This window comes from Sphaerisporangium sp. NPDC004334, from assembly GCF_053602655.1.
In genome coordinates this window covers 302,509-324,547 of sequence record NZ_JBSGDZ010000003.1, presented here as the reverse complement: position 1 = coordinate 324,547, position 22,039 = coordinate 302,509, and the positions used below count along the sequence as shown (strand labels likewise).

The 22,039-nt window shown below is 71.3% G+C and carries 14 protein-coding genes and 1 other RNA gene; 5 read left to right on the top strand and 10 right to left on the bottom strand.

What is annotated here, in order from left to right; genetic code table 11:
* Positions 1 to 161: 161 nt before the first annotated feature.
* A complete protein-coding gene (locus ACWEN6_RS05040) occupies positions 162 to 2,363 on the bottom strand; it encodes an acyl-CoA dehydrogenase (RefSeq protein WP_452569019.1) in 2,202 nt (733 codons plus the stop codon).
* A 123-nt stretch (positions 2,364 to 2,486) separates the two neighbouring features.
* Positions 2,487 to 3,773 carry a hypothetical protein gene (locus ACWEN6_RS05035; protein ID WP_452569018.1) on the bottom strand — a complete coding sequence of 429 codons (1,287 nt, stop codon included), beginning with the start codon at positions 3,771 to 3,773 and terminating at the stop codon, positions 2,487 to 2,489.
* Positions 3,774 to 4,084: 311 nt separating this feature from the next.
* On the opposite strand from ACWEN6_RS05035, the gene ACWEN6_RS05030 reads away from it, so the two are divergent.
* The gene (locus ACWEN6_RS05030) at positions 4,085 to 5,194 is read left to right on the top strand and encodes a S1C family serine protease (RefSeq protein WP_452569017.1); all 1,110 of its coding nucleotides are present in this window, start codon (positions 4,085 to 4,087) and stop codon (positions 5,192 to 5,194) included.
* A 120-nt stretch (positions 5,195 to 5,314) separates the two neighbouring features.
* Positions 5,315 to 6,088: a hypothetical protein gene (locus ACWEN6_RS05025; RefSeq protein WP_452569016.1), complete on the top strand. Its 774-nt coding sequence runs from the start codon at positions 5,315 to 5,317 to the stop codon at positions 6,086 to 6,088.
* Between the two features lie 16 nt (positions 6,089 to 6,104).
* Here the strand turns inward: ACWEN6_RS05025 and ACWEN6_RS05020 are convergent, their stop codons facing one another.
* The 6 genes from ACWEN6_RS05020 to ftsE form a co-directional block, all read right to left on the bottom strand.
* Positions 6,105 to 6,788, bottom strand: coding sequence for an alpha/beta fold hydrolase (locus tag ACWEN6_RS05020; protein ID WP_452569015.1), 684 nt, complete (start codon positions 6,786 to 6,788; stop codon positions 6,105 to 6,107).
* A 156-nt stretch (positions 6,789 to 6,944) separates the two neighbouring features.
* Positions 6,945 to 7,322: a transfer-messenger RNA gene (gene ssrA, locus ACWEN6_RS05015) on the bottom strand.
* A 433-nt stretch (positions 7,323 to 7,755) separates the two neighbouring features.
* Positions 7,756 to 9,750 (bottom strand): NTF2-like N-terminal transpeptidase domain-containing protein, encoded by a 1,995-nt coding sequence (locus tag ACWEN6_RS05010; RefSeq protein WP_452569014.1) that lies wholly within the window; start codon positions 9,748 to 9,750, stop codon positions 7,756 to 7,758.
* A 16-nt stretch (positions 9,751 to 9,766) separates the two neighbouring features.
* Positions 9,767 to 10,234, bottom strand: a complete 468-nt coding sequence (gene smpB, locus ACWEN6_RS05005) for an SsrA-binding protein SmpB (RefSeq protein ID WP_354836856.1) — start codon at positions 10,232 to 10,234, stop codon at positions 9,767 to 9,769.
* Between the two features lie 22 nt (positions 10,235 to 10,256).
* Positions 10,257 to 11,165 carry a permease-like cell division protein FtsX gene (gene ftsX / locus ACWEN6_RS05000; RefSeq protein WP_354836858.1) on the bottom strand — a complete coding sequence of 303 codons (909 nt, stop codon included), beginning with the start codon at positions 11,163 to 11,165 and terminating at the stop codon, positions 10,257 to 10,259.
* Between the two features lie 36 nt (positions 11,166 to 11,201).
* Entirely contained in the window at positions 11,202 to 11,891 is a 690-nt protein-coding gene (gene ftsE, locus ACWEN6_RS04995) for a cell division ATP-binding protein FtsE (RefSeq protein ID WP_114029179.1), read from the bottom strand.
* A 236-nt stretch (positions 11,892 to 12,127) separates the two neighbouring features.
* On the opposite strand from ftsE, the gene ACWEN6_RS04990 reads away from it, so the two are divergent.
* A complete protein-coding gene (locus tag ACWEN6_RS04990; protein ID WP_354836861.1) occupies positions 12,128 to 12,319 on the top strand; it encodes a hypothetical protein in 192 nt (63 codons plus the stop codon).
* 58 nt (positions 12,320 to 12,377) lie between these two features.
* Here ACWEN6_RS04990 and prfB read toward each other — a convergent pair whose 3' ends face one another.
* Positions 12,378 to 13,499: a peptide chain release factor 2 gene (gene prfB / locus ACWEN6_RS04985; protein WP_452569013.1), complete on the bottom strand. Its 1,122-nt coding sequence runs from the start codon at positions 13,497 to 13,499 to the stop codon at positions 12,378 to 12,380.
* Between the two features lie 84 nt (positions 13,500 to 13,583).
* On the opposite strand from prfB, the gene ACWEN6_RS04980 reads away from it, so the two are divergent.
* Entirely contained in the window at positions 13,584 to 14,645 is a 1,062-nt protein-coding gene (locus tag ACWEN6_RS04980) for a hypothetical protein (RefSeq protein ID WP_452569012.1), read from the top strand.
* A gap of 154 nt (positions 14,646 to 14,799) precedes the next feature.
* Here the strand turns inward: ACWEN6_RS04980 and ACWEN6_RS04975 are convergent, their stop codons facing one another.
* A complete protein-coding gene (locus ACWEN6_RS04975) occupies positions 14,800 to 19,686 on the bottom strand; it encodes an NAD-glutamate dehydrogenase (RefSeq protein ID WP_452569011.1) in 4,887 nt (1,628 codons plus the stop codon).
* 346 nt (positions 19,687 to 20,032) lie between these two features.
* Here ACWEN6_RS04975 and ACWEN6_RS04970 point away from each other — a divergent pair, with 346 nt between their 5' ends.
* Positions 20,033 to 21,625, top strand: coding sequence for an FAD-binding oxidoreductase (locus tag ACWEN6_RS04970; protein ID WP_452569010.1), 1,593 nt, complete (start codon positions 20,033 to 20,035; stop codon positions 21,623 to 21,625).
* The last annotated feature ends 414 nt before the right edge of the window (positions 21,626 to 22,039 follow it).

Sequence of the window (22,039 nt, the reverse complement as noted above, 5' to 3'; positions counted from 1 at the left end):
ATCCGCCGTAAGAGGACGCCGATTTCGCCGACCACCTTCCCACCGCTCCGGCGCCGATAAGACACAACGTGATGGAGCCAGGGTGAAGCGGCGAGGGTCGCCCTGGGGAGGCAGCGCCGAAGGCACCGTTTCCCAGGGCGGCCGAGCCCACGCTGTCTGGGTTATTTGCCGGGTTCGGGGTCTCGGGGGAGGCCGAGCATGCGTTCGGCGATGATGTTGAGCTGGACTTCGGTCGTACCGCCGTAGATGGTCATCGCGCGGGTGGCGAGGACCGCCCGGTTCCAGTAGCCGGCGTCGCCGAGCTTCATGTCGGCGGCGACGGTGGCCGACGCGCCGAGCAGGTCGACCGCGCATTCGGACACGTGCTGGGCGTGCGAGGTGGACAGCAGCTTGCGCACCGAGGCGTCGGCGCCCGGCTCGGACCCGGCGAGCTGCTTGAGCGTGACGCGCAGGCTGAGCGCGTTGATGGAGTGCCCCTCGCAGACGACGTGCGCCAGTTCCCGCCGTTCGGCCGCGGTGAGCTCACGGCCGAGGCGGGAGACCAGGCCGAGCAGGTCGGGGACCGAGGACCCGGTGCCGCCGGATCCGGACGACAGGGACACCCGCTCGTTGGACAGGGTGTTGCGCGCGACCCGCCACCCTTCGTTGATCTCGCCGACGACCAGCTCGTCCGGGACGAAGACGTCGTCCAGGAACACCTCGTTGAACAGGTTCTCCCCGGTCATCTCGGTGAGCGGGCGAACGGTGACCCCCGGGGCCTTCATGTCGACGATGAAGTAGGTGATGCCGTCGTGCTTGGGCTTGGTGGTGTCGGTGCGGGCGATGCAGATGCCCCACTCGGCGACGTGCGCGACGGAGGTCCAGATCTTCTGGCCGTTGAGCTTCCAGCCACCCTCGACCTTCTCGGCCTTCATCTGCAGCGACGCCAGGTCCGAGCCGGCGCCGGGCTCGGAGAACAGCTGGCACCAGATCAGCTCGCCGGCCAGGGTCGGCGGCAGGAACCGCTCCTGCTGTTCGGGGGTGCCGTAGGCGACGATGGACGGCACCACCCAGGCGCCGATGATCATTTGGGGCAGCCGGACACGCGCGGTCTTGAGCTCCTGGTAGATGAGCACCTGCTCCAGCGCCGAGGCGCCCCGGCCCCACGGCTTGGGCAGGTGGGGCATGACGAAGCCCTTGGCCGCCAGGGCGCGCTTCTGCTCCTTGCCGTCCTCGACACGGGCGATCTCGGCGATCTCCTCGCGGATGGCGGAGCGCAGCGCCTCGGTGTCCTCGGGCAGCTCGATCTCCATGTCCCGGGTGACGCCGGACAGAGCGTGGGCGGCGACCGCGTCGGCCCACTCGGCGGAGGCGCCGAGCAGCGCCCGGAGCGTCAGCGCGCGGCGGTAGTACAGGTGGGCGTCGTGCTCGAAGGTGTAGCCGATGCCGCCGAAGATCTGGATGGCGTCCTTGGCGCACTGCACGGCGGCGTCGGGGGCCATGACACCGGCGATCGCGGCGGCGTAGCGCAGCTCGTCACCGCTCGCGCGGGTGGCGTCCCAGACGGTGGCGCGAGCCTGCTCGAGGGCGACGAGCATGCGGGACGCCTTGTGCTTGACGCCCTGGAACTGGCCGATCGGCCGGCCGAACTGCACGCGCACCTTGGCGTAGTCGGCGGCGGCGCGCACGCACCAGGCGGCGACGCCCGCCGCCTCCGCGCCGAGCAGGATCGCGGCCAGGTCGCGGACGCGCGCCCGGTCGAGCCCGTCGAGGACGCGCTCGGCCGGCACGGCGACCGCGTCGACCTCGACCTTGGCCACCGCGCGGGTGAGGTCGAGGCTCCTGACGGGGGTGACGGTGACGTCGGAGGCGGACAGGGCGACCCACTCCTCGCCCTGGCCGGTGCTCACCGGCAGGACGAGCACGTCGGCGAGCGCGGCGCCGAGCACGGACTCGGCGGCGCCGCCGACGGTGAGCACGCCGTCGTCGCCGCGGGTGCCGGTCAGCGTGCCGCCGAGGGCGACGGCGCCGGTCAGCGTGCCGTCGGCCAGGCCGGGGAGCAGTTCGGCGCGGGCCTTGCCGTCGGAGGCCAGGACGGCGGCGGAGGCGAGGACGGTCGGGACGTACGGGCCGGGCGCGACGCGTTCTCCGAGCGCCTCGACGGCCACGGCGGTCTCCAGCAGGCCGAAGCCGCTGCCGCCGTACTCCTCGGGCAGGTGCAGGCCCAGCAGGCCCTGGTCGGCCAGGCCGCTCCAGAACGCGGGCCGCTGCTCGTCCTGCGCGCCGACGGCCGCGCGCACGACGTCCGCGGGGACGTTGCGCTCCGCCCAGCCGCTGACGGACTCGCGGAGCGCCTCGTGCTCCTCGCTCAACCCGATCGCCATAACACCCTCCGTGCCGCTCGGCCTCCAGACGTCCCAGAATCATATTCTAGAAGATGCTTCCAAGGCCAACGGCTGAACGAGATCGGCGGCCGAGCGAGATGAACGGCTGAGCGAGATCGCGGTTCAGGACGCGCGGGCCGTCCAGAACAGCATGTTGAGGTCGTGGTAGAGCGCCTTGCGGGCGTCGGTGACGCTGGCGAACAGCATGGCGGGCTTCGTCTTCGCCGGCGAAGAGACGACGAAGACGTACGCCTGCGAGGAGTGCTTCTTGCCCCCCTGCACATAACCGACCTTGTAGCCGAGCACCCACCCGAGGTTGTAACGGGCCCGCTGCGACACCGTCCAGGTGAGCGTGGAACCGGCGGGCTGGTAGCGCAGCGTCCACTTGGCGGCTTTGGCCGCCAGCTTGCGGTAGCCGTCGTAGGTGACCGGCGCCTTCGGCACCGCGAACGGAACCGGCCCGGAGGCGATCAGCGCCTGCGGCCGCTTGGCCGGCCCGACCTTCTGCGCCGCCGAGAACGGGGCCTTGGCGGTCTTCGCCCACGGCGCACCGTACTGGGCGTAGCTGACGCCCGCGGTCTGGTCCACCACGTACGACAGCACCGGCGTGCCCGTTCCGGGGAAGACGGTCATGGCCTTGGCCGCGGGGACGGCCGGCACGGCGATCGTGGGCGTGGGCTTCACCGGGGCGCCGGAGGCCGCCGGTCCACCGGCCTGCGCCGGGTCCACCCGCACCGGGTCGCCGGGCCGGTCCTCCGCGAACACCATGAAGATCAGGACCACGACGACCACGGTGACGAGCAGCGCGCCGATGCCGTAGACCGCCTTGATCGGGATGTCGCCGACGCGGAGGACCGCCGCGGAGAGCGCGCCCCGGCGCTCGCGCCCCGCTCCGGACGGCGTCCCGACCGCAGGGGCGACCGGCCCCTTCTGAGACGAGCGACCGGCAGGGGCGGCGACCGGTCCCTTCTGAGACGGGCGACCGGAGGCGGCGTCAACCGGCCCCTTCCGAGATGGGCGATCGGCAGGGGCGGCGACCGATCCCATGTGGAACGGCCGCCCGGCGGGGGCGGCCGGACCGCCGGTGCGGGGGAACGGTCCACCGGGCCTGCGGACATCCGCGGTGACCTCGCCGTCGGGGCGCCGCGTCCCGTCGGTGCTCTCGTCCTGTCCGGCCTCCCAGAGCGGCCTTCTCGCCTGCAGGGGGATCTCCACGGTGTCGGAGGCGGCCGCGCCGTCCGCGCCGGAGACCTCCCCGGACACCTGCTCGGACACCTGTTCTGACGCCGTGTCGGACACCTGCTCGGACTCCGTATTGGAAACCTGCTCGGACGCGGTGTCCGCCGCGGGCGGGGCCTTGGCGGCGGCCTGCGCGGCCTTCGCGATCGCGAGCGCCTGCTCCGGGCTCACCCGGGGCATCGGCGTGGTCGGAGCGTCATAGGAAGGAACGTACGTCGGAGGCCGCCCGGACCCAGGGCGGCTTGGGGAGTTACCAGCGCCGTCCGCCATGTCGGCAGACTACGTCACAAATCGTGATCCGTGCGGCCCAGCAGCCTCACTTCTCCGCCAACGCCTACATTGCCACAGGTCAGCGGGGCTGCGGCGCCCATTCCGGAATCCCGTCGCCGACCCCCCGGCGCCGCACGTCCGACTATTACCAAGATCACGTCATTGGTGGTATATGGCGAGTATCTTCCGTCTGGTCGGGAATGACGTGTTCCATGGCGACTACACCAGGTAACCGAACGACCGGACGTGCGCTGCGGCACGCGCTGTGCGCCGGGATGGCCGGTGGCCTGGTGGTGCTCAGCGGGTGCGGCCTCACCGGTGCACCGGCCTCGACGAGCACCGCCACCACACGCGGCGGCGGCGGCGACAGCCCGTCGGCGAACACCGCGGTGATCACCGAGGAGCAGGCGTACGAGCGGGTCATCGCCCAGGTGCTCCCGTCGATCGTGCAGATCACCACCTCCAAGGGGCTCGGCTCGGGCATCGTGTACGACACCCAGGGCCACATCGTGACCAACGCCCATGTCGTGGGCAAGTCCAAGACCTTCGAGGTCACGCTGGCCACCGGCGGCAAGCCGCGCAAGGCCGACCTGGTCGCCTCCTATCCCCTGGGCGACCTCGCGGTCATCCGCGTCGCCGACCGCAACGGCCTGACCCCCGCGAACTTCGGCGACTCGGGCAGGCTCAAGGTCGGCCAGATCGTCCTGGCCATGGGCAACCCGCTGGGTCTGTCGGGCAGCGTGACCAACGGCATCATCTCCGCGCTGGGCCGCACGGTGACCGAACCGCAGGGCGAGGGCTCGCCGGGAGCGACCATCACCAACGCCATCCAGACCTCCGCGTCGATCAACCCCGGCAACAGCGGCGGGGCGCTCACCAACCTCAACGGCGAGGTGATCGGCGTCCCGACGCTGGCCGCCGTCAACCCCGACCTCGGCGGAGGCGCCGCACCCGGCATCGGGTTCGCGATCCCGAGCAGCACCGCCAAGGACGTGGCCGAGCAGATCATCCGGTACGGCAAGGTCACCAACACGCGGCGGGCCGCGCTGGGCGTCCGGGTCAACACCGTCGTGGACGCCGACGGCCGGCCGGTCGGCGTCGGCGTCGCCCACGTGGACGCGGGCAGCGGCGCGGCCCACGCCGGGATCAAGCCCGGTGACATCATCACCAGCGTCAACGGCAAGCCCACGCCGACGGCGGCGTCCCTGTCGGAGGTGCTGGCAGGGCTGCGTCCGGGCACGCAGGCGAAGGTCGGGGTCCTGCACCCGAACGGCAAGACGACGACCGTCACCGTCACGCTCGGCACCCTCTCAGGGACCTGACCCGCGGCCGCCGGCCTGGAGAGCCGGGATGAGGTGAGCGGGCATCCCGTGTCACGCCAATGGATCAAGTAGGGCTAAAGTCCTAACGGTCACAGGCGAGACGACGAGGGACAGCAGCCGATGACGACCACCGAGACCGCCTCCGCCCGCCAGATGATCGAACGGGCGGCGCGAGGGCACTACCGCACCATCTACACCGCCTCCGCGCTGGACGCGGCCGTACGACTGCTGGCCGAGGTGCACGAGGCCGGCGAGCGTCACGGCCTGGCCACCGCCGACTGGACCGGCGAGCACGGCACCGACCACCGCCTGGCCGAGGCCGTGCTGCACGCCCGGTCCACCGCCTACCGGCGTGCCTCCCTGGCCGGCCTGGACGACCCGCACGGCCTGCTCACCGGGGCCGCCGAGCGCGCCGGCCTGGCGACGCTGGACCACCCGGACACCGCCCCTTGCGACCCGCGCTCCCCCGCGCTGGACCAGCACGCGTCATCCCCCGACCCGCGCACCGCATCCCTCGACCCCCGTTCGGCCTCGCTGGACCCGCGCACCGCATCCCTCGACCCGCGCACGGCCTCGCTGGACCCGCGCGAGGCCGGGACGGAGGCGCGGCGGGCGGCCGGCGACGGACCGGCGCGGCGTGCCCGCATCCGCCTGGCCCGGCTGCCGCAGACCCCGCCCTGGGGATGGGACGGCTCGGCGCCCCTCGTGGTGAGCCTCGAACGCTTCGACAGCCTGACCAGCCCCGGGTGGAAGTGGGAGCTGTTCCCCGACGTCGGCGAGCCGAGCACGCAGATGGTGCAGGTCGTCGCCCCGCCCCCGTCCCCCGCCACGGCCGACGAGGTCCTCGCCGTCGCCCGTCAGGTCCTCACCGGCGCCATCCGCCTCTACCGCTGACGCGGCACGCCCGGGGTCACCGTCCGAGGAAGGCCGTCAGCGCGTCGTTGAACTCCGCGGGGCGGGTGGCGTGCACCTCGTGCCCGGCCTCGATCGTCATCAGCCGGGCGCCGGGGATGCGGCGGGCCAGATCGGCGACCTGGTCCTGCGGCAGGTGGCTGGGCGCGCCGCCCGCGATGACCAGCGTCGGCGCGGTGACCTTGGCCAGGCCGTCCAGCCACGCCGGGTCGGGATGGTTGCGCTGGTGGGCGGTCTGCTCGACCATGGCCCAGTCGAAGGGCAGCTCGCCGTCGGGCCGCCCGGGCATGGCCAGGCGGGCGGGGTGCGGCGCGGGGACGTCCTCCAGCACCAGGCGCTCGACCCGGCCCGGATGGTCCTGCGCGACCAGGAAGGCGACCATGCCGCCCATGGAGTGCCCGACGATGGTCACGCGGGGCAGTTCGAGGTGGTCGAGCAGGGCGACCACGTCGTCGCGCATGAGCTCCAGCGAGTAGACCCGGGGCCACTCGCTGGCGCCGTGCCCGCGGGCGTCGGGCGCGTAGACGCGCCAGGACCCCGCCAGGTGCTCGATGACTCCGGCCCAGGTGGTGTGGTCGCTCCCCCGCCCGTGCAGAAGCAGCACCGGCGGCGCGCCGGCGTCCCCCGCCACCTCGTAGACCAGCCGTACCCGGTTCACCACGGCGGACCGAAGATCTGTCATGCGGCAACGCTACAGAGCCGCGACCGCCGCCGGAACAACGTTCACATCGGGCGAAACCGGCATACCCCACGCACGACAAAGGGCGGCCGGCGGGCCTGTGGGGCCCGCCGACCGCCCTCGGGCGATCAGCTCCGCAGCGCGGGGGCGCGCACGGGAGTGTGGAGGTGGCGGGAATCGAACCCGCGTCCTTCAACACCGCGTCAGGGCTTCTCCGGGTGCAGCCTGCTGCGATTTTCTCAGCCCCGGTGATCACGCAGGCGTGTCACCGACGGGCTCAGTCACTGTTAGGTTTCCCTATCGGCCCCGTGACCGGGTCGATCGGTTGAGCCTCCTAGCGATGCCAGATCCGGGCCGGAGGCACTCCCGGGCTGACAAGGGCCTAGACCTCGCTCAGGCGGCGAGGGCCATGTGGCCCTGAGTGCGCGTGTTATTGGCACTTATTGTTTTGCGGTCACAGGATTAACGAGGTTATGTCCGCAGTCCTCGACCCGCTTCCCCTGGCACGACATGCCGAAGTCGAAACCAGTCACCCCCTGTGGAGTTGTCAACACGACCTCCGGAGAGGCCGATCGACACGAAGATACTCCACTCAACACCGGCGGTGCCAACTTGATTCCCCGCGGCGGCCCTCCGCCGGCGACCGCGGACGCCGAAACCCCCGGGGACGTGGCACGTGGCACACGCCCCCGGGGGCCGACCGGCAGGGTCGAGCCGGTCCGGACGGCAGGGCTTCCCCCGAGATGAAGCCCTGGTCTCATCACGGCGACCAGGCCCGCAACCCCCAAGCGGTGCCCGGTCACCCAGAAAGACGCCGGAAGACGCCCCGATGGTTGCTCGGCCCGGCGAGATTTTTCCGAAAGGCCGTTCAACCGTCGTTCAGGGCCGGGCGGCGGCGTTCCGGCAGGCGCGCCGGCCCTCGCGCAGAGGCCCGTTCAGGCCGCGTTCAGGGCACCGTTCAGGGTGGCGTTCACGCGGCCGTGCGGGCGCTACGGAAGAACTGGCCGGCCACGCGGGCCGAGGCCGCCGGGTCGGCGCTCTCGGTGAGCACGGCGACGGCCAGGTCGCCCTGCCAGCCCACGAACCACGACAGGTGCCGCTCACGCTTCTTCTCGGTGTAGGTCACGGCCGAGGCCAGCCCGTAGACCTTGTCCCCCGGCGCCGAGGCGGCGGCGGCCGTGCCCGAGACCACGCCCGCGCGCATCAGCGCGCGAAGCTCGGTCAGGGTCGCCGGGTCGAGGGTGACCGGACGCGGCGGCGTGGCGGGCGCGGGGTCGGAGGAGGCGTCAGCGGCGGCGTCCGGCGAGGAGGGCGAGGTGACCAGCGTGGGCGGGCGCCAGGTGCCCGAGCCCAGGGCCGCGGCGACCAGGGCCATCGACAACGGGCTGACCCGCACCGTCTGCCCAGCGATGATCTTCGCCTTGGCGGCGTCGGTCGCCGCCGCCGGCATGCTGCCGGTGAACGCGCGCAGCGGCAGCCGCCAGTCGCCGCCGATGCCGAAGCGGGCGGCCGCCCGGTTGAGGGCCCCGGCGTCGATGCGGCGCGACAGGGACGCCAGCGCGGTGACGCACCCCCGGGCGAAGTCGGCGGTGACGCTCGGCGTCGTGCCGGCCGGCGGCGCGGTGGACGTCGCGGTCGGCGTCGGGGTGGGGGTGGGCGTCGTCGGCTGCTGAGGCTGGGGCCGCGCCTCCGTCTGCTGGAAGCGGGCGCCCCCGACCGTGCGGTCGGCCGGGCACGGCAGCTTCTGGTCGGGGTCCAGCCCCGCGCCGAGCAGGCCGTCCGCGGCCACGATCGAGAACGTCGTGCCGGGCGGGAAGCGCCCGGCGAGCCCGTCGGTCTGCTGGTCGAACTCTTTGGACGCCACGGCGCGGATCTGCCCGGACGGCGCGTCCACCGCGACCAGCAGCGCGGCAGGCCCGCCGCCGACGGACAGGTCGGCGGACTGCTGCACGCCCTTGTCGATGGTGGTGCGCACCGAGGTGGTGTTCGTCCTGCCGGGCCAGCGCGCCAGCTCGGCGACCTGCTCGCCGGTCTTAAGGTCGTAGGTCATGACCTCGGTGCCGGTGGAACCGGTGAGCTGGTCCTGGTAGGCCTTCTGCAGGCCGCCCTGGCCGATGGTGTCGCCGCCGGCGCGCTGCGGGCCGCCGAGCTGCTGCATGGTCTCGGCGGTGATCGCGCCGACCTTGCCGATGATGTCGACCGGCTGGGCGGGTGCGACCGGCTGCGACCGCTTCTCGATCTTCAGGTCGGGGCCGATCTCCTCCAGCCGGTCCAGCAACTGGGCGTACTTCTTGGCGCCGAAGGTCACCAGCGGCACGAAGTCCTGCGGCGGCGCCGAGCGGATGCGGGCGAGCAGGCGGTCCTGGGCGAAGCCGGTGAGCTGGAACAGCCGCTCGCACACCCCCACCGGGTCCTTCACCCGGTCGGGGTAGACGCCGGCGAGGTACAGCGTGGTGTCCTGCTGGAGCGGGTCGCCGTTGCGGTCCTCGATGGGCTGGCGGATCGGCTGGTCGCCCTCTGGGGCGACCTTGACCGCGAAGCGCTGGCCCTCGCGCAGCTGCGGGTGGATGACGCTGGGCGACCAGCGGACCTTCCACCTGCCGTCGACCACGTGCAGCGGCAGGTCGTTGTCGTACTGCCAGATCGGGTTGTTGTCGCCGAGGTCGATCTGGACGTGGAACCTGGCGTCCGCGCTGTCGCCGTTGGTGGTCAGGCTCCTGAGCGCGAAGCGGATGGAGGCGGCGTCGAGCTGCACCCCAGCGTCCTCCAGCGCCTTGCGCACGGCCTTGGGGTCGCCGTCGACGCGCTCGGCCGCGGCGGCGTAGTCGCCGGACTGCCAGCCCACCAGGAACTGGCTGACCGCCTCGTGCGGCGATGGCTCGGAGAAGCAGGCCGACAGCATGGGCACGGCGACGGCCAGCGACAGCCCAGCCGACAGGGCTCTTCTCAGACGTACGGCTAGCACCACTGCTGCTCGGACCTCATCGGTTGCGGTGACGTAGGGCGCGGGCCATCTCCCTGTTCGCCTGCTTCTCGGCGAGGTCGTGCCGCTTGTCCCAGGTCTTCTTACCGCGGGCGACGCCGATCTCGACCTTGGCCCTGCCGTCACTGAAGTACAGCGAGAGCGGGACCAGCGTCAGGCCCGTCTCCTTGGTCTTGCTGATGATCTTCCCGATCTCCTTGCGGTGGAGCAGGAGCTTGCGGGGGCGCCGCGCGGCGTGGTTGGTCCAGGTGCCCATGTGGTACTCGGGGATGTGGATGTTCATCAGCCACACCTCGTCGTCCTTGACCTGGGCGTACCCGTCCGAAAGGCTCGCCCGGCCGGCACGGAGGGATTTCACCTCCGTGCCCATCAGGACGAGCCCGGCCTCGTAGGTGTCCTCGATCTGGTAATCGTGCCGGGCACGCTTGTTCTGGGCGATCAGCTTGCGCCCGGTCTCACGTGGCATACAGCGAGCCTACCGGGGAGCGTCACACCCGCAGGTACCGGCGGAGCGTCACGAACGAGGCGAGGATACAGATGAGCACGCCGACCACGGTCGTGAGCGTGATCACCTGTGCGACGTCGCTCCAGGTGAGCTGTGTCGCCAGCGCGAAGAACTTCTGCATGCTGTCGAAGATCACGATCTTGGCGAACATCAGCAGCACCGCCGAGATCACCCCGCCGACCAGGCCGGCGATGGTGCCCTCCATGACGAAGGGCAGCTGGATGTACAGGTTGGAGGCCCCGACCAGGCGCATGATGCCGGTCTCGCGCCTGCGGTTGTACGCCGACAGCCGCACGGTGTTGCCGATCAGCAGGATGGCGGCGAACACCTGGATCAGCGCCACGACGAGCGCCGCGCTGCGCAGCCGGTTCATCAGGCCGAAGAACCGGTCGAGCAGTTGCTGGTCGTTGACCACGTTCGCCACGCCGGGCGCGCCGCTGAGCGCGTCGAAGACGGACTTGTAGTCGTCGGGGTTCTTGAGCTTGACCCGGAACGACTCGGGCATGTCCTCGACCTTGACCGCGTTCAGGAAGACGCTGTTGCTGCTGTAGGAGGCCTTGAAGTTCTCGTAGGCCTTCTCCTGGGTCTCGAAGGTGACCCGGTCGACCTGCGGCAGGCTCTCGATCTGCTTCTGCAGCGCGACCTTCTCCTGCGCGCTGACCGTGCCGCGGCCCTTACAGGCGTCGAACGGGCTGTTCTTCATGCACAGGAAGGCCGAGAGCTGGACCTTGTCGGACCAGTAGCTGCTCATGCTGCCGACCTGCGCGTTGATCATGAGCCCAATGCCGAGCAGGGCCATGCCGATGGCCACGGTCACGATGACCGCGATGGTCATCGTGAGGTTGCGGCGAAGGCCGATCCAGACCTCAGAGAAGATGAAGTTTGCCCGCATGCTTTGGGTGTCCCCTGTCGCTATCTCGCTTGGTGATCAGTACGCCTGGCCGTAGACGCCGCGCGACTGATCTCGGACGATCTTGCCGTCCTCCAGCTCGACCACGCGCTTGCGCATGGAGTCGACGATGGCGGCGTCATGGGTGGCCATGACGACAGTGGTGCCGGTCCGGTTGATCCGGTCGAGCACCTTCATGATCCCGATGCTGGTGGCGGGGTCGATGTTGCCCGTGGGCTCGTCCGCGAGCAGGATCATCGGACGGTTGACGAACGCGCGGGCCATCGCGACCCGCTGCTGCTCGCCACCGGACAGCTCGTCGGGCATGCGGTGGGCCTTGCCCTCCAGGCCGACGAGCTCGACGACCTCGGGCACGACCTTGCGGATGAACCGCCGGGGCTTGCCGATGACCTCCAGCGCGAACGCCACGTTCTCATAGACGTTCTTGTTGGGCAGCAGCCGGAAGTCCTGGAACACGCAGCCGATGCGGCGGCGCAGGTGCGGCACCTTGAAGTTCGACAGGCGCGCCAGATCCTTACCGGCGACGTGGATGGCGCCCGAGTTCGGGCGCTCTTCCTTCAGGACCAGCCGGAGAAAGGTCGACTTCCCCGACCCCGAAGGACCGACCAGGAACACGAACTCCCCCTTGTCGACGTCCACGCTGACGTGGTCGAGGGCGGGGCGGTTCTGGTTAACGTAGACCTTGGTGACATTATCGAAATGGATCACAGGCGCATCACGGCATGCCAGTCTAGGGGTTAGGACGGTCGCGGAGGTGGCCGCGTCAGCCACATCGCATTGCTCGCCGGCCGGGGGGCGCCGCTCTTTACCGACGATCGACGTTCCGGTTGGCCGAGGCTCAGTCTAGGGGTAACACTGGCATGGAACGTCCATAACGGAAACAAAACGATTCCACACTCGCTAACAGGGTGGTAAAGCGATCATCGTGGAGAGGGAGATATCCCGTGAGCTGCGAACATCTCATCTGCGCCAACTGCGCCGGCCCGGTGGTCGAGGGGCGGTGCCCGGCCTGCCGGGCCAGCAGGGCAAGGGTTCACCACCATGGGCTGGGCGGTCTTTCGCCCATGCTCATCGCGATCGTGCTGCTCATCGTGCTGGCGTGCACGCTCGCGCTGAACCACCTCTACGGCGCCTGAGCGGCGCCGCAGGGGTGGTGCGGGAAGGTCTGGGGCGGCCCAGGGGCCGGCGCGGCGGTCAGCCGCTCGCGGCGCCCGACTCCTGGCGGCGCATCCAGCGGATCTCGCCCTCGATGAACTCGTCGAGGTCGCCGTCGAGCACCGCGGTGGGGTTGCCCGCCTCGACCGACGTGCGCAGGTCCTTCACGATCTGGTACGGGTGCAGCACGTAGTTGCGGATCTGCGTGCCCCACGAGGTGGTGGACTCGCCGCGCAGCTCCGACATCTTCGCGGCCTCCTCCTGCCGCTTGCGCTCGAGCAGCTTGGCCTGCAGCACCGTCATCGCCGAGGCGCGGTTCTGCAGCTGTGAGCGCTCGTTCTGGCAGGAGACCACGATGCCGGTGGGCAGGTGGGTGATGCGCACCGCCGAGTCGGTGGTGTTGACGCCCTGGCCGCCCGGGCCGGAGGACCGGTAGACGTCGATGCGCAGGTCGTCCTCGTTGATGTCGATGTGGTCGGTCTGCTCGACGACCGGCACGATGTCGACGCCCGCGAAGGAGGTCTGGCGGCGCCCCTGGTTGTCGAAGGGGCTGATGCGGACCAGCCGGTGGGTGCCGTGCTCGCCCCTCAGGGTGCCGTAGGCGTAGGGCGCCTTGACGACGAAGGTCGCCGACTTGATGCCGGCCTCTTCGGCGTAGGAGGTGTCGTAGATCTCGGTGGAGTACCCCTTGCGCTCGGCCCACCGGATGTACATGCGCAGGAGCATCTGGGCCCAGTCGGCCGCGTCCACGCCGCCGGCCTGGGAGTTGATCGTGACGAGCGCCTCGCGGGCGTCGTAGGGACCTGCCAGGAGCGTGCGCACCTCGAGGGCGTTGACGTCGGTGCGCAGGGAGCCCAGTTCGCGGTCGGCCTCCTCGCGCGTGTCGGCGTCGTCCTCGGCCTCGGCCAGCTCGTACAGGACGGAGATGTCGTCCAGCCGCCGGATCAGGTTCTCGACGCGGTTGAGCTCGCCCTGCATGTGGGAGAGCTTGCTGGTGACCTTCTGCGCCTGCTCAGGGTCGTTCCACAGGTCGGGCGCGGCAGCCTGCTCCTCCAACTCGGCGATCTGCTTGCGCATGACGTCGAGATCCAGCACATCCTGAATGCCCTTCAGTGTGCCGGTAAGCTCGCTGATCTCTTCTGCGGGATCGATGGCTGCCACATCTGCCAAGGGTACGCGAAGCCGGAGCCACCTCGCGCGTGGCTAGCATGGGCGTTCTGCGGGGGGACTCATCGGGAGGCGAGCGTGACCAGGACCATGCGTGCCGCCCTCGCGCTGTCCCTGCCGGCCGCGGCCATGGTCACGTTGCTCGCCTGCTCCGCGCCTCCCGCCCAGACCAGCCGCGGCGCGGTGCCCGCCTCCGCCTCTCCGAGCGCCCCGGCCGGGACGGCCTCCCCCACGTCCTCCGCCACGGAGCCTCCGGCGGTCACGCTGCGGGAGGCCGGCAGGGTGACGCGCGAGATCCTTGCCGCCGACGACGCCGCCCGCGCCGCCGGCGCCGAGTTCTACGCCGTCGACCAGAGCCGGGACGCCCAGGCGCCGATCACCGTGGCGGCGTTCGAGTCCACCGGGCTGCGCTCCGCCCGCTACACCTGGGGCGGGCCGGCGCTGCTGGTGCCGCGCCTGCGGCCGGGCCGTTATCCCTACTGGTTCGCGGCGATCGTCGAACGCAAAGACGCCAAGGGGCAGGGCCGCACCGCTGTACTGGCCTTCATGAAGCAGTACGAGGCCGCCGACTGGCGGCTCAGTTTCGCCTCGCTGCTCTACCCCGGCGCCGAGCCGCCCGCCGTCGCGCTGGACGAGGACGGCTACGCGACCCCGCTGGCCACCCGCGACGACTCGATCGCGATCAGCCCGCACCTGATGGCGCCGCTGCACGCGACCATCGCCGAGGAGGGGCCCAAGGGGTACGCGGCGAGCCTGATCGGGTCCGGGCCGCAGACCACCGGCTACTTCGACGAGGTCGAGAAGACCCAGCCCGAGTACAAGCTGCGCGGGTTCCTGTACGACTCGCTGTTCGCCGCGACCGCCTATCCGATCTACGCGCTGCGCACGACCGACGGCGGGGCGGCCATCCTGTACTCGCTGACCCGCACCACGCTCCGGCAGGCCAAGACGGCCTCCGCCGCTGGCCTGGTGCCGGTGCCCAAGGACGTCCGCTGGTCGGTGGGCAGCGTCGTCGTGCCATCCATGGTGCGCATGGTGGAGACCCAGCAGTACGTCAGCCAGGTGGCCCGCAGGGGCTCCCCCGAGCGGGCGCGGATCATCGGCTTCGACGGGGCCGCCACGAGCGTCACCAGCCGCTGACGACGCAGGCCGCCAGGCGGGGGGGCCGGACGGCTCGACGGACGTCCGGAGGGCCGGAGGGCGCCCGGCGGGGGTCCGCAAGGTTGAAGGGCGCCCGGCGGGGTCCGCAGGGTGAAAGGGCGCCCGGCGGCGGTCGCGCCGCCGGGCGGCGAGCTCAGCGCTCGGCGTGCGGCAGGTTGCTGGTGGCCACCAGGGTGCGCACGGCCCTCAGCGCCACCGAGAGGGTGGCCAGGTCGAAGTGGTCGCTCTCCCAGATCTCCGACAGCGTCTGGCGCGCCCGCGCGACGGCGGCCGAGTTGACCTCCGACCAGCGTGCCAGGCGCTCCTCCGGGGACGGCCCCGGCTCGCTGTGCACCAGCACGTCCCTGGTCAGCGTCGCGTGCGCGGCGTACAGGTCGTCGCGCAGCGCGGCCCTGGCCATGGAGTTCCACCGGTTGTCGCGGGGCAGGGCGATGACCCGCTCGCGCAGCCGGGCGAGCTGGAGCCGGTCGGCCAGGTCGAAGTAGACCTCCGCGACGTCGTTCACCGGGCGGCCGGTGCGCGAGGAGATCTCCACCAGGTCGAACGTCGAGTACGCCGGCACCATCACCGCCGCGCGCTCGGCCAGGTCGGCCGGAACGCCCCGCGACAGGTACCCGTCGCGGCGCTCCTCGAAAGCCGCGAGGTCGGGGCCGGTGAGCAGTTTGGGCAGGTGGGGCAGCAGCCCCTCGGCGCCCTCCACGAAGAACCTCACCGCTCCCGCCAGGTCGAGCGGCGGCCTGCGGTTGCCGAGCAGCCACCGCGCGCCGCGCTCGGCGAGCTTGCGGCCCTCCAGCAGCATGGCGAGCTGAGTGGCGGTGTCGACCTTGTTGTTCAGCGCCTCCACGGCCCGCCAGAAGCCCGGCAGCTCGAACACCTCGCGCGACACCAGGTAGGCCCGGGCGATGTCGGGGGTGGAGGCGCCGGTCTCCTCGCCGAAGCGGAACATGAACGTCGTGCCGCTGGCGTTGACCAGGTCGTTGACCACGCAGGTGGTGATGATCTCGCGGCGCAGCGGGTGGGTGTCCATGGCGGCGCGGAACCGCTCGCGCAGCGCCGAGGGGAAGTACGACACCAGCCACGACGTCAGGTACGGGTCGTCGGGCAGGTCGGAGGCGAGCAGCTCGTGGTCGGCCACGAGCTTGGTGTAGGCGAGCAGCACCGAAAACTCCGGCGCGGTCAGCCCGAGGTGGGCCTGGCGCCGCTCGGCGAGCGTCTTGTCGGACGGCAGCGCCTCCAGCTCCCGGTTGATCAGGCCGTCGCGCTCCAGCCTGCGCAGGTAGCGGGCGTGGATGTGCAGCATCTCCTGCGCCTGCGCGCGGGCGGCGGCCAGGACGATGTTCTGCGCCTTGTTATCGCCCAGCACCAGCCCGGAGACCTCGTCGGTCATGTCCAGGAAGAGCTGGTCGCGGTCGTTCTCGCTCAGCTCCCCGTCCCGCACCAGCCGGTCCAGGAGGATCTTGATGTTCACCTCGTGGTCGGAGGTGTCCACACCGGCCGAGTTGTCGATGAAGTCGGTGTTGACGTACCCGCCGTTGAGCGCGAACTCGATGCGGGCGAGCTGGGTGAGCCCGAGGTTGCCGCCCTCGCCGATCACCTTGCAGCGCAGGTCGGCGGCGTTGACGCGCAGCGCGTCGTTGGCCTTGTCGCCGGCGTCGGCGTGGCTCTCGGCGGAGGACTTGACGTAGGTGCCGATGCCGCCGTTCCACAGCAGGTCGACCGGGGCCCGCAGGATGGCGCTGATCAGGTCGCTCGGCGTCATCGCCGACACGCCCTCGCGGATGCCGAGGGCGGCGCGCATCTGCGGCGACACCGGCACCGACTTGGCCGTGCGCGGCCACACGCCGCCGCCGGCCGAGATGGCGCCGGAGTCGTAGTCGGCCCAGGAGCTGCGCGGCAGCGCGAACAGGCGGGACCGCTCCTCGAAGCCCCGGGCCGGGTCGGGCGAGGGGTCGACGAAGATGTGCCGGTGGTCGAAGGCCGCGACCAGTTTGATGTGCCGGGACAGCAGCATGCCGTTGCCGAACACGTCGCCGGACATGTCGCCGACGCCCACCACCGTGAAGTCGGTGCTCTGGACGTCGACGCCCATGGAGCGGAAGTGGTAGGCGACCGACTCCCAGGCGCCGCGCGCGGTGATGCCCATGGCCTTGTGGTCGTACCCGACCGAGCCGCCGGAGGCGAAGGCGTCGCCGAGCCAGAAGCCGTACTCCTTGGCGACGCTGTTGGCGATGTCGGAGAAGGTGGCGGTGCCCTTGTCGGCCGCGACGACCAGGTAGGTGTCGTCGCCGTCGTGCCGGACGACGCCGTGCGGGGGGACCACCTGGTTGTCGACGAGGTTGTCGGTGATGTCGAGCAGGCCGGAGATGAACTGCCGGTAGCAGGCCACGCCCTCGGCCATCACCTCGTCCCGCCCGCCGCCGACCGGCGGCCGCTTGACGACGAAGCCGCCCTTGGAGCCGGTGGGGACGATGACGGTGTTCTTCACCATCTGGGCCTTGACCAGGCCGAGCACCTCGGTGCGGAAGTCCTCCATGCGGTCGGACCAGCGCAGGCCGCCGCGGGCGACCTTGCCGAAGCGCAGGTGGACGCCCTCGACGCGCGGCGAGTACACGAAGATCTCGTACTTCGGGCGGGGCAGCGGCAGCACGCTGATCGCCGAGGAGTCGAACTTCAGCGAGATGTACGGCTTGCGCCTGCCCTCCGCCCGCTGGAACGCGTTGGTGCGCAGCGTCGCGGAGATCATCTCCAGGTAGGCCCGCAGGATGCGGTCCTCGTCCAGCGAGGCCACCTCGTCCAGGGCGGCCAGGATCTCCTCGCGTAGCGCGTCGGCCATGTCGTCGCGCAGGTCGTCCGCGCGGCGGGGGTCGAGCCGGGCCTCGAAGAGCCGTACCAGCAGTTTGGCCAGCCGGATGTTGCCGAGCAGCACCTTCTCGATGTAGCGCTGGCTGAAGGCCGTGCCGGCCTGGCGCAGGTACTTGGCGTACACGCGCAGGTACAGCGCCTGCTCCCAGGTGAGGCCGGCGGCGATGACCAGGCCGTTGAAGCCGTCGCTCTCGATCTCGGCGCGCCACAGCGCTCCGGCGACGTCCTCGAACAGCCGCTTGAACCGCTCGTCTCCGGTCTCCGCCGAGGAGGGGCAGCGCAGGCCGAAGTCGTAGATCCAGGCGGCCGGCCCGCCGGGCCTGCCGATCTGGTACGGCCGCTCGTCCACGACCTCGACGCCCATGCGCGACAGCAGCGGCAGCACGTCCGACAGCGAGACCGGGGGGCCGATGCGGAAGAGCTTGAACCGCCACTCGCACTGGGCGCGGTCCTGCGGCCGGTAGAGGTCCATGGCGACCTCGCCGGGGGTGGCGGCGAGCCGCTCCAAACGGCACAGGTCCTCGACGGCCGCGTGGGGGGAGAAGTCGGCCTTGTAGCCCTCGGGGAACGCCTCGGCGTACCTGCCGGACAGCGCCGCGCTCGTCGGCCCGCCGGGCAGCTTGGCGACCCGGTCCTCGGGAAGCCCCGCGATCGCGTCGGCGAGGTCGTCCTCCCAGGTGCGGGTGGTGGCGGCGATGCGGGCCTCGAGCGCGGGCAGGTCGAACTCGCGCGGCCCGAGGGCCTTGCCACGCTCGCCGCGCACGACGATGTGCAGGCGGGCCAGCGGCGACTCGCCGAGCATCGTGCTGTAGTCGAGGGTCGCGCCGTCGAGCGCCTCCAGCAGGATGTCCTGCATGCGGACGCGCACATCGGTGTTGTACCGGTCGCGGGGCAGGTAGATCAGGCAGGAGATGTAGCGGTTGTAGTCGTCGGCGCGCAGGAACAGCTTGACCCGCTTGCGCTCGCGCAGCCGCAGCACCTCCAGGGCCATCGGCGCGAGCTCGTCGGCGGGCACCTGGAACAGCTCGGCGCGCGGATAGCTCTCGAGGATCTCGATGAGGTCCTTGCCGTCGTGGCTGTCGGGGCTGAGGCCCGCCTTGTCCAGCACCTCGGAAACGCGGCGGCGCAGCACCGGGATGTGCGAGATCGACTCGCTGTAGGCGACGTGCGAGAACAGGCCGAGGAAGCGGCGCTCGCCGACGACGTCGCCCTCGGGGGAGAAGACCTTGACGCCGATGTAGTCCAGGTAGGCGGGGCGGTGCACGGTGGCCCGGCTGTTGGCCTTGGTCACCACGAACTGCTGTCTCTCGCGCGCCTTCGCGCGCAGCTCGGGGGACATGGCGGCGAAGCTCGCCGACCCGGCCTTGTCGGCCCGCAGGATGCCGAGGCCGGTGCCGGGGAGCGCGCGCAGCCCGTCTCCGTCCGGCGCCTCCTCCAGGCGGTACTCGCGGTAGCCGAGGAAGGTGAAGTGGCCGTCGGCGAGCCAGCGGAGCAGCTCGACGCTGTCGGCGACGTCGCCCGACGGGAGGCCCGGCGGCACGGCCTCCAGCTCGGCGGCGATGCCCTCGGCCAGGGCCCGCATCTTGGGCGAGTCCTCGACGGCGGCGCGGACGTCCTGCAGCACCCGCTGCAGGTCGCCCTCGATCTCCGCGAGCGCCTCGGGGGCGGGCAGGCGGTCGGTCTCGATGTGCATCCACGACTCGACGAGGAACTGCCCGGTGAGGTCGGTCTGGTCGTCGCCGAGCATGCGCCCGGTCATGTCGCGGCGCACCTTGATCTGCGGGTGCACGACGAGCTGGACGCCGATGCCGTGGCGCTCCAGCTCCATGGTGACCGAGTCGACCAGGTAGGGCATGTCGTCGGTGACGACCTCGATGACCGCCCCGGGGCCGTGGCCGTTCTCCGGCGGCGGGGGCGCGTAGGCCCGGACCAGCGCCCGCCCTTGGGGTCGGTTGGCGGCGAAGCGCCGCTGGGCCAGGGCGGCGGCGCCGACCTGGGCGGGGTCGCGGTCGATCACGTCCTCGGGCGCGACATGCCGGTAGTAGAGCCGGAGGAAGGCCAGGACGCCGTCACCGTCGAGGTGGTCGGCCTCCGTGGTGTCGGCACACAGTTCAGCAGCGGACCGGAGCAACCGGTCCTTTGCCTCGTCGAGCGGCATGTCGCTTCTCACTCCTTTGTGAGCGTTCGCCTTGTACGCAGTGATCTTGCCGGGTCGGGGTCATGACAGGGGCATGCCACGCTCCCGGTCGCGCGACACCTCCGCGGCGGAACGGGGTGCTCGATCGCCGTTGACCAAGTCCCCTCCGCCGTACCCGATATCAGCCCATCACACCTGAAACGTCAACTTGTCCGATATCGTGCGCAATTCCCCTGGCAGTGCGAGTCTTCCACGGCCGCCACGTGCACCGTGACCGATCCGTGATAAACCTTGGACCTTCTGGGGACGTCTCTTAGGACGGGCGATACCTTTCGTCGTCGATGACCGTTCCCAGAGATGAGTGATCATGCAACCCGCGCTCGACCGGCGGACCTTCCTGCGGGCCTCCGCCGTCACCGCGGCGGCCGCGGCCACCGCCTGCGCCCCGACCGGCACCCTCGCGAGGGCCACGACGGGCACGGCGGGCACCGCGAGCGCCTCTGGCGCGGCTTCCGCGGCGGGCTCGGCGCCGTCCGCCGCGTCCGCCGGGGGCACCCTGGCGCGCACCGGCGCGCGCGGCGGGCCCTCCCCCTCCGACTGGTCCTCCCTGGGCAGGGGCCTGGCGGGCCGGATGATCCGTCCCGGCGACGCCTCCTACGACGCGGCGCGCCGCCTGTACAACCCCTCCTTCGACGGCATCCGGCCGGGCGGCGTCGCCTACTGCGCCAACCCCTCCGACGTGGCCGAGTGCCTGGCCTTCGCCCGGCGGTTCGGGGTGCCGGTGACCTCGCGTTCGGGCGGCCACAGCTACGCGGGCTGGTCCACCGGCACCGGCCTGGTGATCGACGTCTCGCGCATGAGCTCCGTACGGGCCTCCGGAGGGCGCGCGGTCGTGGGCGCGGGCGCTCAGCTCGTCGACATCTACGACCGGCTGGCGGCGCACGGCGTCGGCATCCCGGGGGGCTCGTGCCCCACCGTGGGCATCGCCGGCCTGACGCTCGGCGGCGGCATCGGCGTCCTGTCGAGGAAGTACGGCCTCACCTGCGACGCTCTGGAGTCGCTGCAGATCGTCACGGCCGACGGGCGGGTGCGCACCTGCGACTCCCGCCACGACCCCGAGCTCTACTGGGCCTCGCGCGGCGGCGGGGGCGGCAACTTCGGCGTCGCGGTGTCGTTCACCTTCCGCACCCACCGTACGCAGGACCTCACGCTGTTCTTCCTGCACTGGCCCTGGTCGCGGGCGCGCAAGGTGGTCGCGGCCTGGCAGGCGTGGGCGCCGTCGGTCCCCGACGCGCTGTGGAGCAACCTCCACCTGTCCCAGGACCCCCGCCTGGACGTGCAGATCGGCGGGGTCTACGTGGGCCCGCGCGCCGAGTGCGAGCGGCTGCTCGACCCGCTGATCGCCAAGGTCGGATCCCAGCCGTCCAGCCGCTTCATCACCCGCACGTCCTACCAGCACGCCATGATGATCGAGGCGGGCTGCTCCTCGCGCACCGTGTCCCAGTGCCACCGGCAGGGCGACCTGCCCGGGCGGACGGCCGACGGCCGCTTCCCGCGCGACGCCTTCAGCGCCAAGTCCCACATGGCCTACCGCCCGCTGTCGGCCTCCGGCATCGCCACCCTGGTCGACCGGATCTCCCGGCCCGGCCGGCACGCCGTGCTCCTGGACGCCCTCGGCGGGGCCGTCGGGCGCGTCGCGCCCGGCGCCACGGCCTTCCCGCACCGGGCGGCGCTGTTCAGCGTCCAGTACTACGCGCACATGGCGGGCGCGGCGACCTGGCTGCGCGGCGCGCACGACGCGATGGCCCCCCACTTCGGCGACCACGCCTACGTCAACTACATCGACCCGGCACTGAGCGGCTGGCGTCAGGCCTACTACGGCCCCAACGCCGCCCGCCTCGCCAAGACCAAGGCCACCTACGACCCAGGCCGCCTGTTCCGCTTCCCCCAAGCCATCTGACCGACACGGCCTCGGCCGAGACCCCGCGAGGCCGAGCCGCGACTTGCGGCACAGCACGATGACCACCCACCATCACCAAGAGCGACCCTCCACCCCGGCACCCCGGATCAGGTCAAGCGCCACGAGGCCAGGACGCGGCTCCGGGGTGGCGCGGTGACCACCTACCTTCACCGGGCGCGGCTCTCCACGCCGACATGTGCTGGATGTGATCGGCGCCGGATCGGACGAAACGCCACGAAGTCAGGACACGGCTTCGAGGTGACACGGTGACCACCTACCTTCACCGGGCGCGGCTCTCCACACCGGCATGTGCTGGACGTGATCGGCGCCGGATCGGACGAAACGCCACGAAGTCAGGACACGGCTTCGAGGTGACACGGTGACCACCTACCTTCACCGGGCGCGGCTCTCCAC

Bases quoted from the DNA above. Each gene is read 5' to 3' on its own strand.
- ACWEN6_RS05040 (WP_452569019.1), bottom strand. From the start codon at position 2,363: ATGGCGATCGGGTTGAGCGAGGAGCACGAGGCGCTCCGCGAGTCCGTC.
- ACWEN6_RS05020 (WP_452569015.1), bottom strand. From the start codon at position 6,788: ATGACAGATCTTCGGTCCGCCGTGGTGAACCGGGTACGGCTGGTCTAC.
- smpB (WP_354836856.1), bottom strand. From the start codon at position 10,234: ATGCCACGTGAGACCGGGCGCAAGCTGATCGCCCAGAACAAGCGTGCC.
- ACWEN6_RS04975 (WP_452569011.1), bottom strand. From the start codon at position 19,686: ATGCCGCTCGACGAGGCAAAGGACCGGTTGCTCCGGTCCGCTGCTGAA.
- ACWEN6_RS04970 (WP_452569010.1), top strand. From the start codon at position 20,033: ATGCAACCCGCGCTCGACCGGCGGACCTTCCTGCGGGCCTCCGCCGTC.
- ACWEN6_RS05030 (WP_452569017.1), top strand. From the start codon at position 4,085: ATGGCGACTACACCAGGTAACCGAACGACCGGACGTGCGCTGCGGCAC.
- ftsX (WP_354836858.1), bottom strand. From the start codon at position 11,165: ATGCGGGCAAACTTCATCTTCTCTGAGGTCTGGATCGGCCTTCGCCGC.
- ACWEN6_RS05025 (WP_452569016.1), top strand. From the start codon at position 5,315: ATGACGACCACCGAGACCGCCTCCGCCCGCCAGATGATCGAACGGGCG.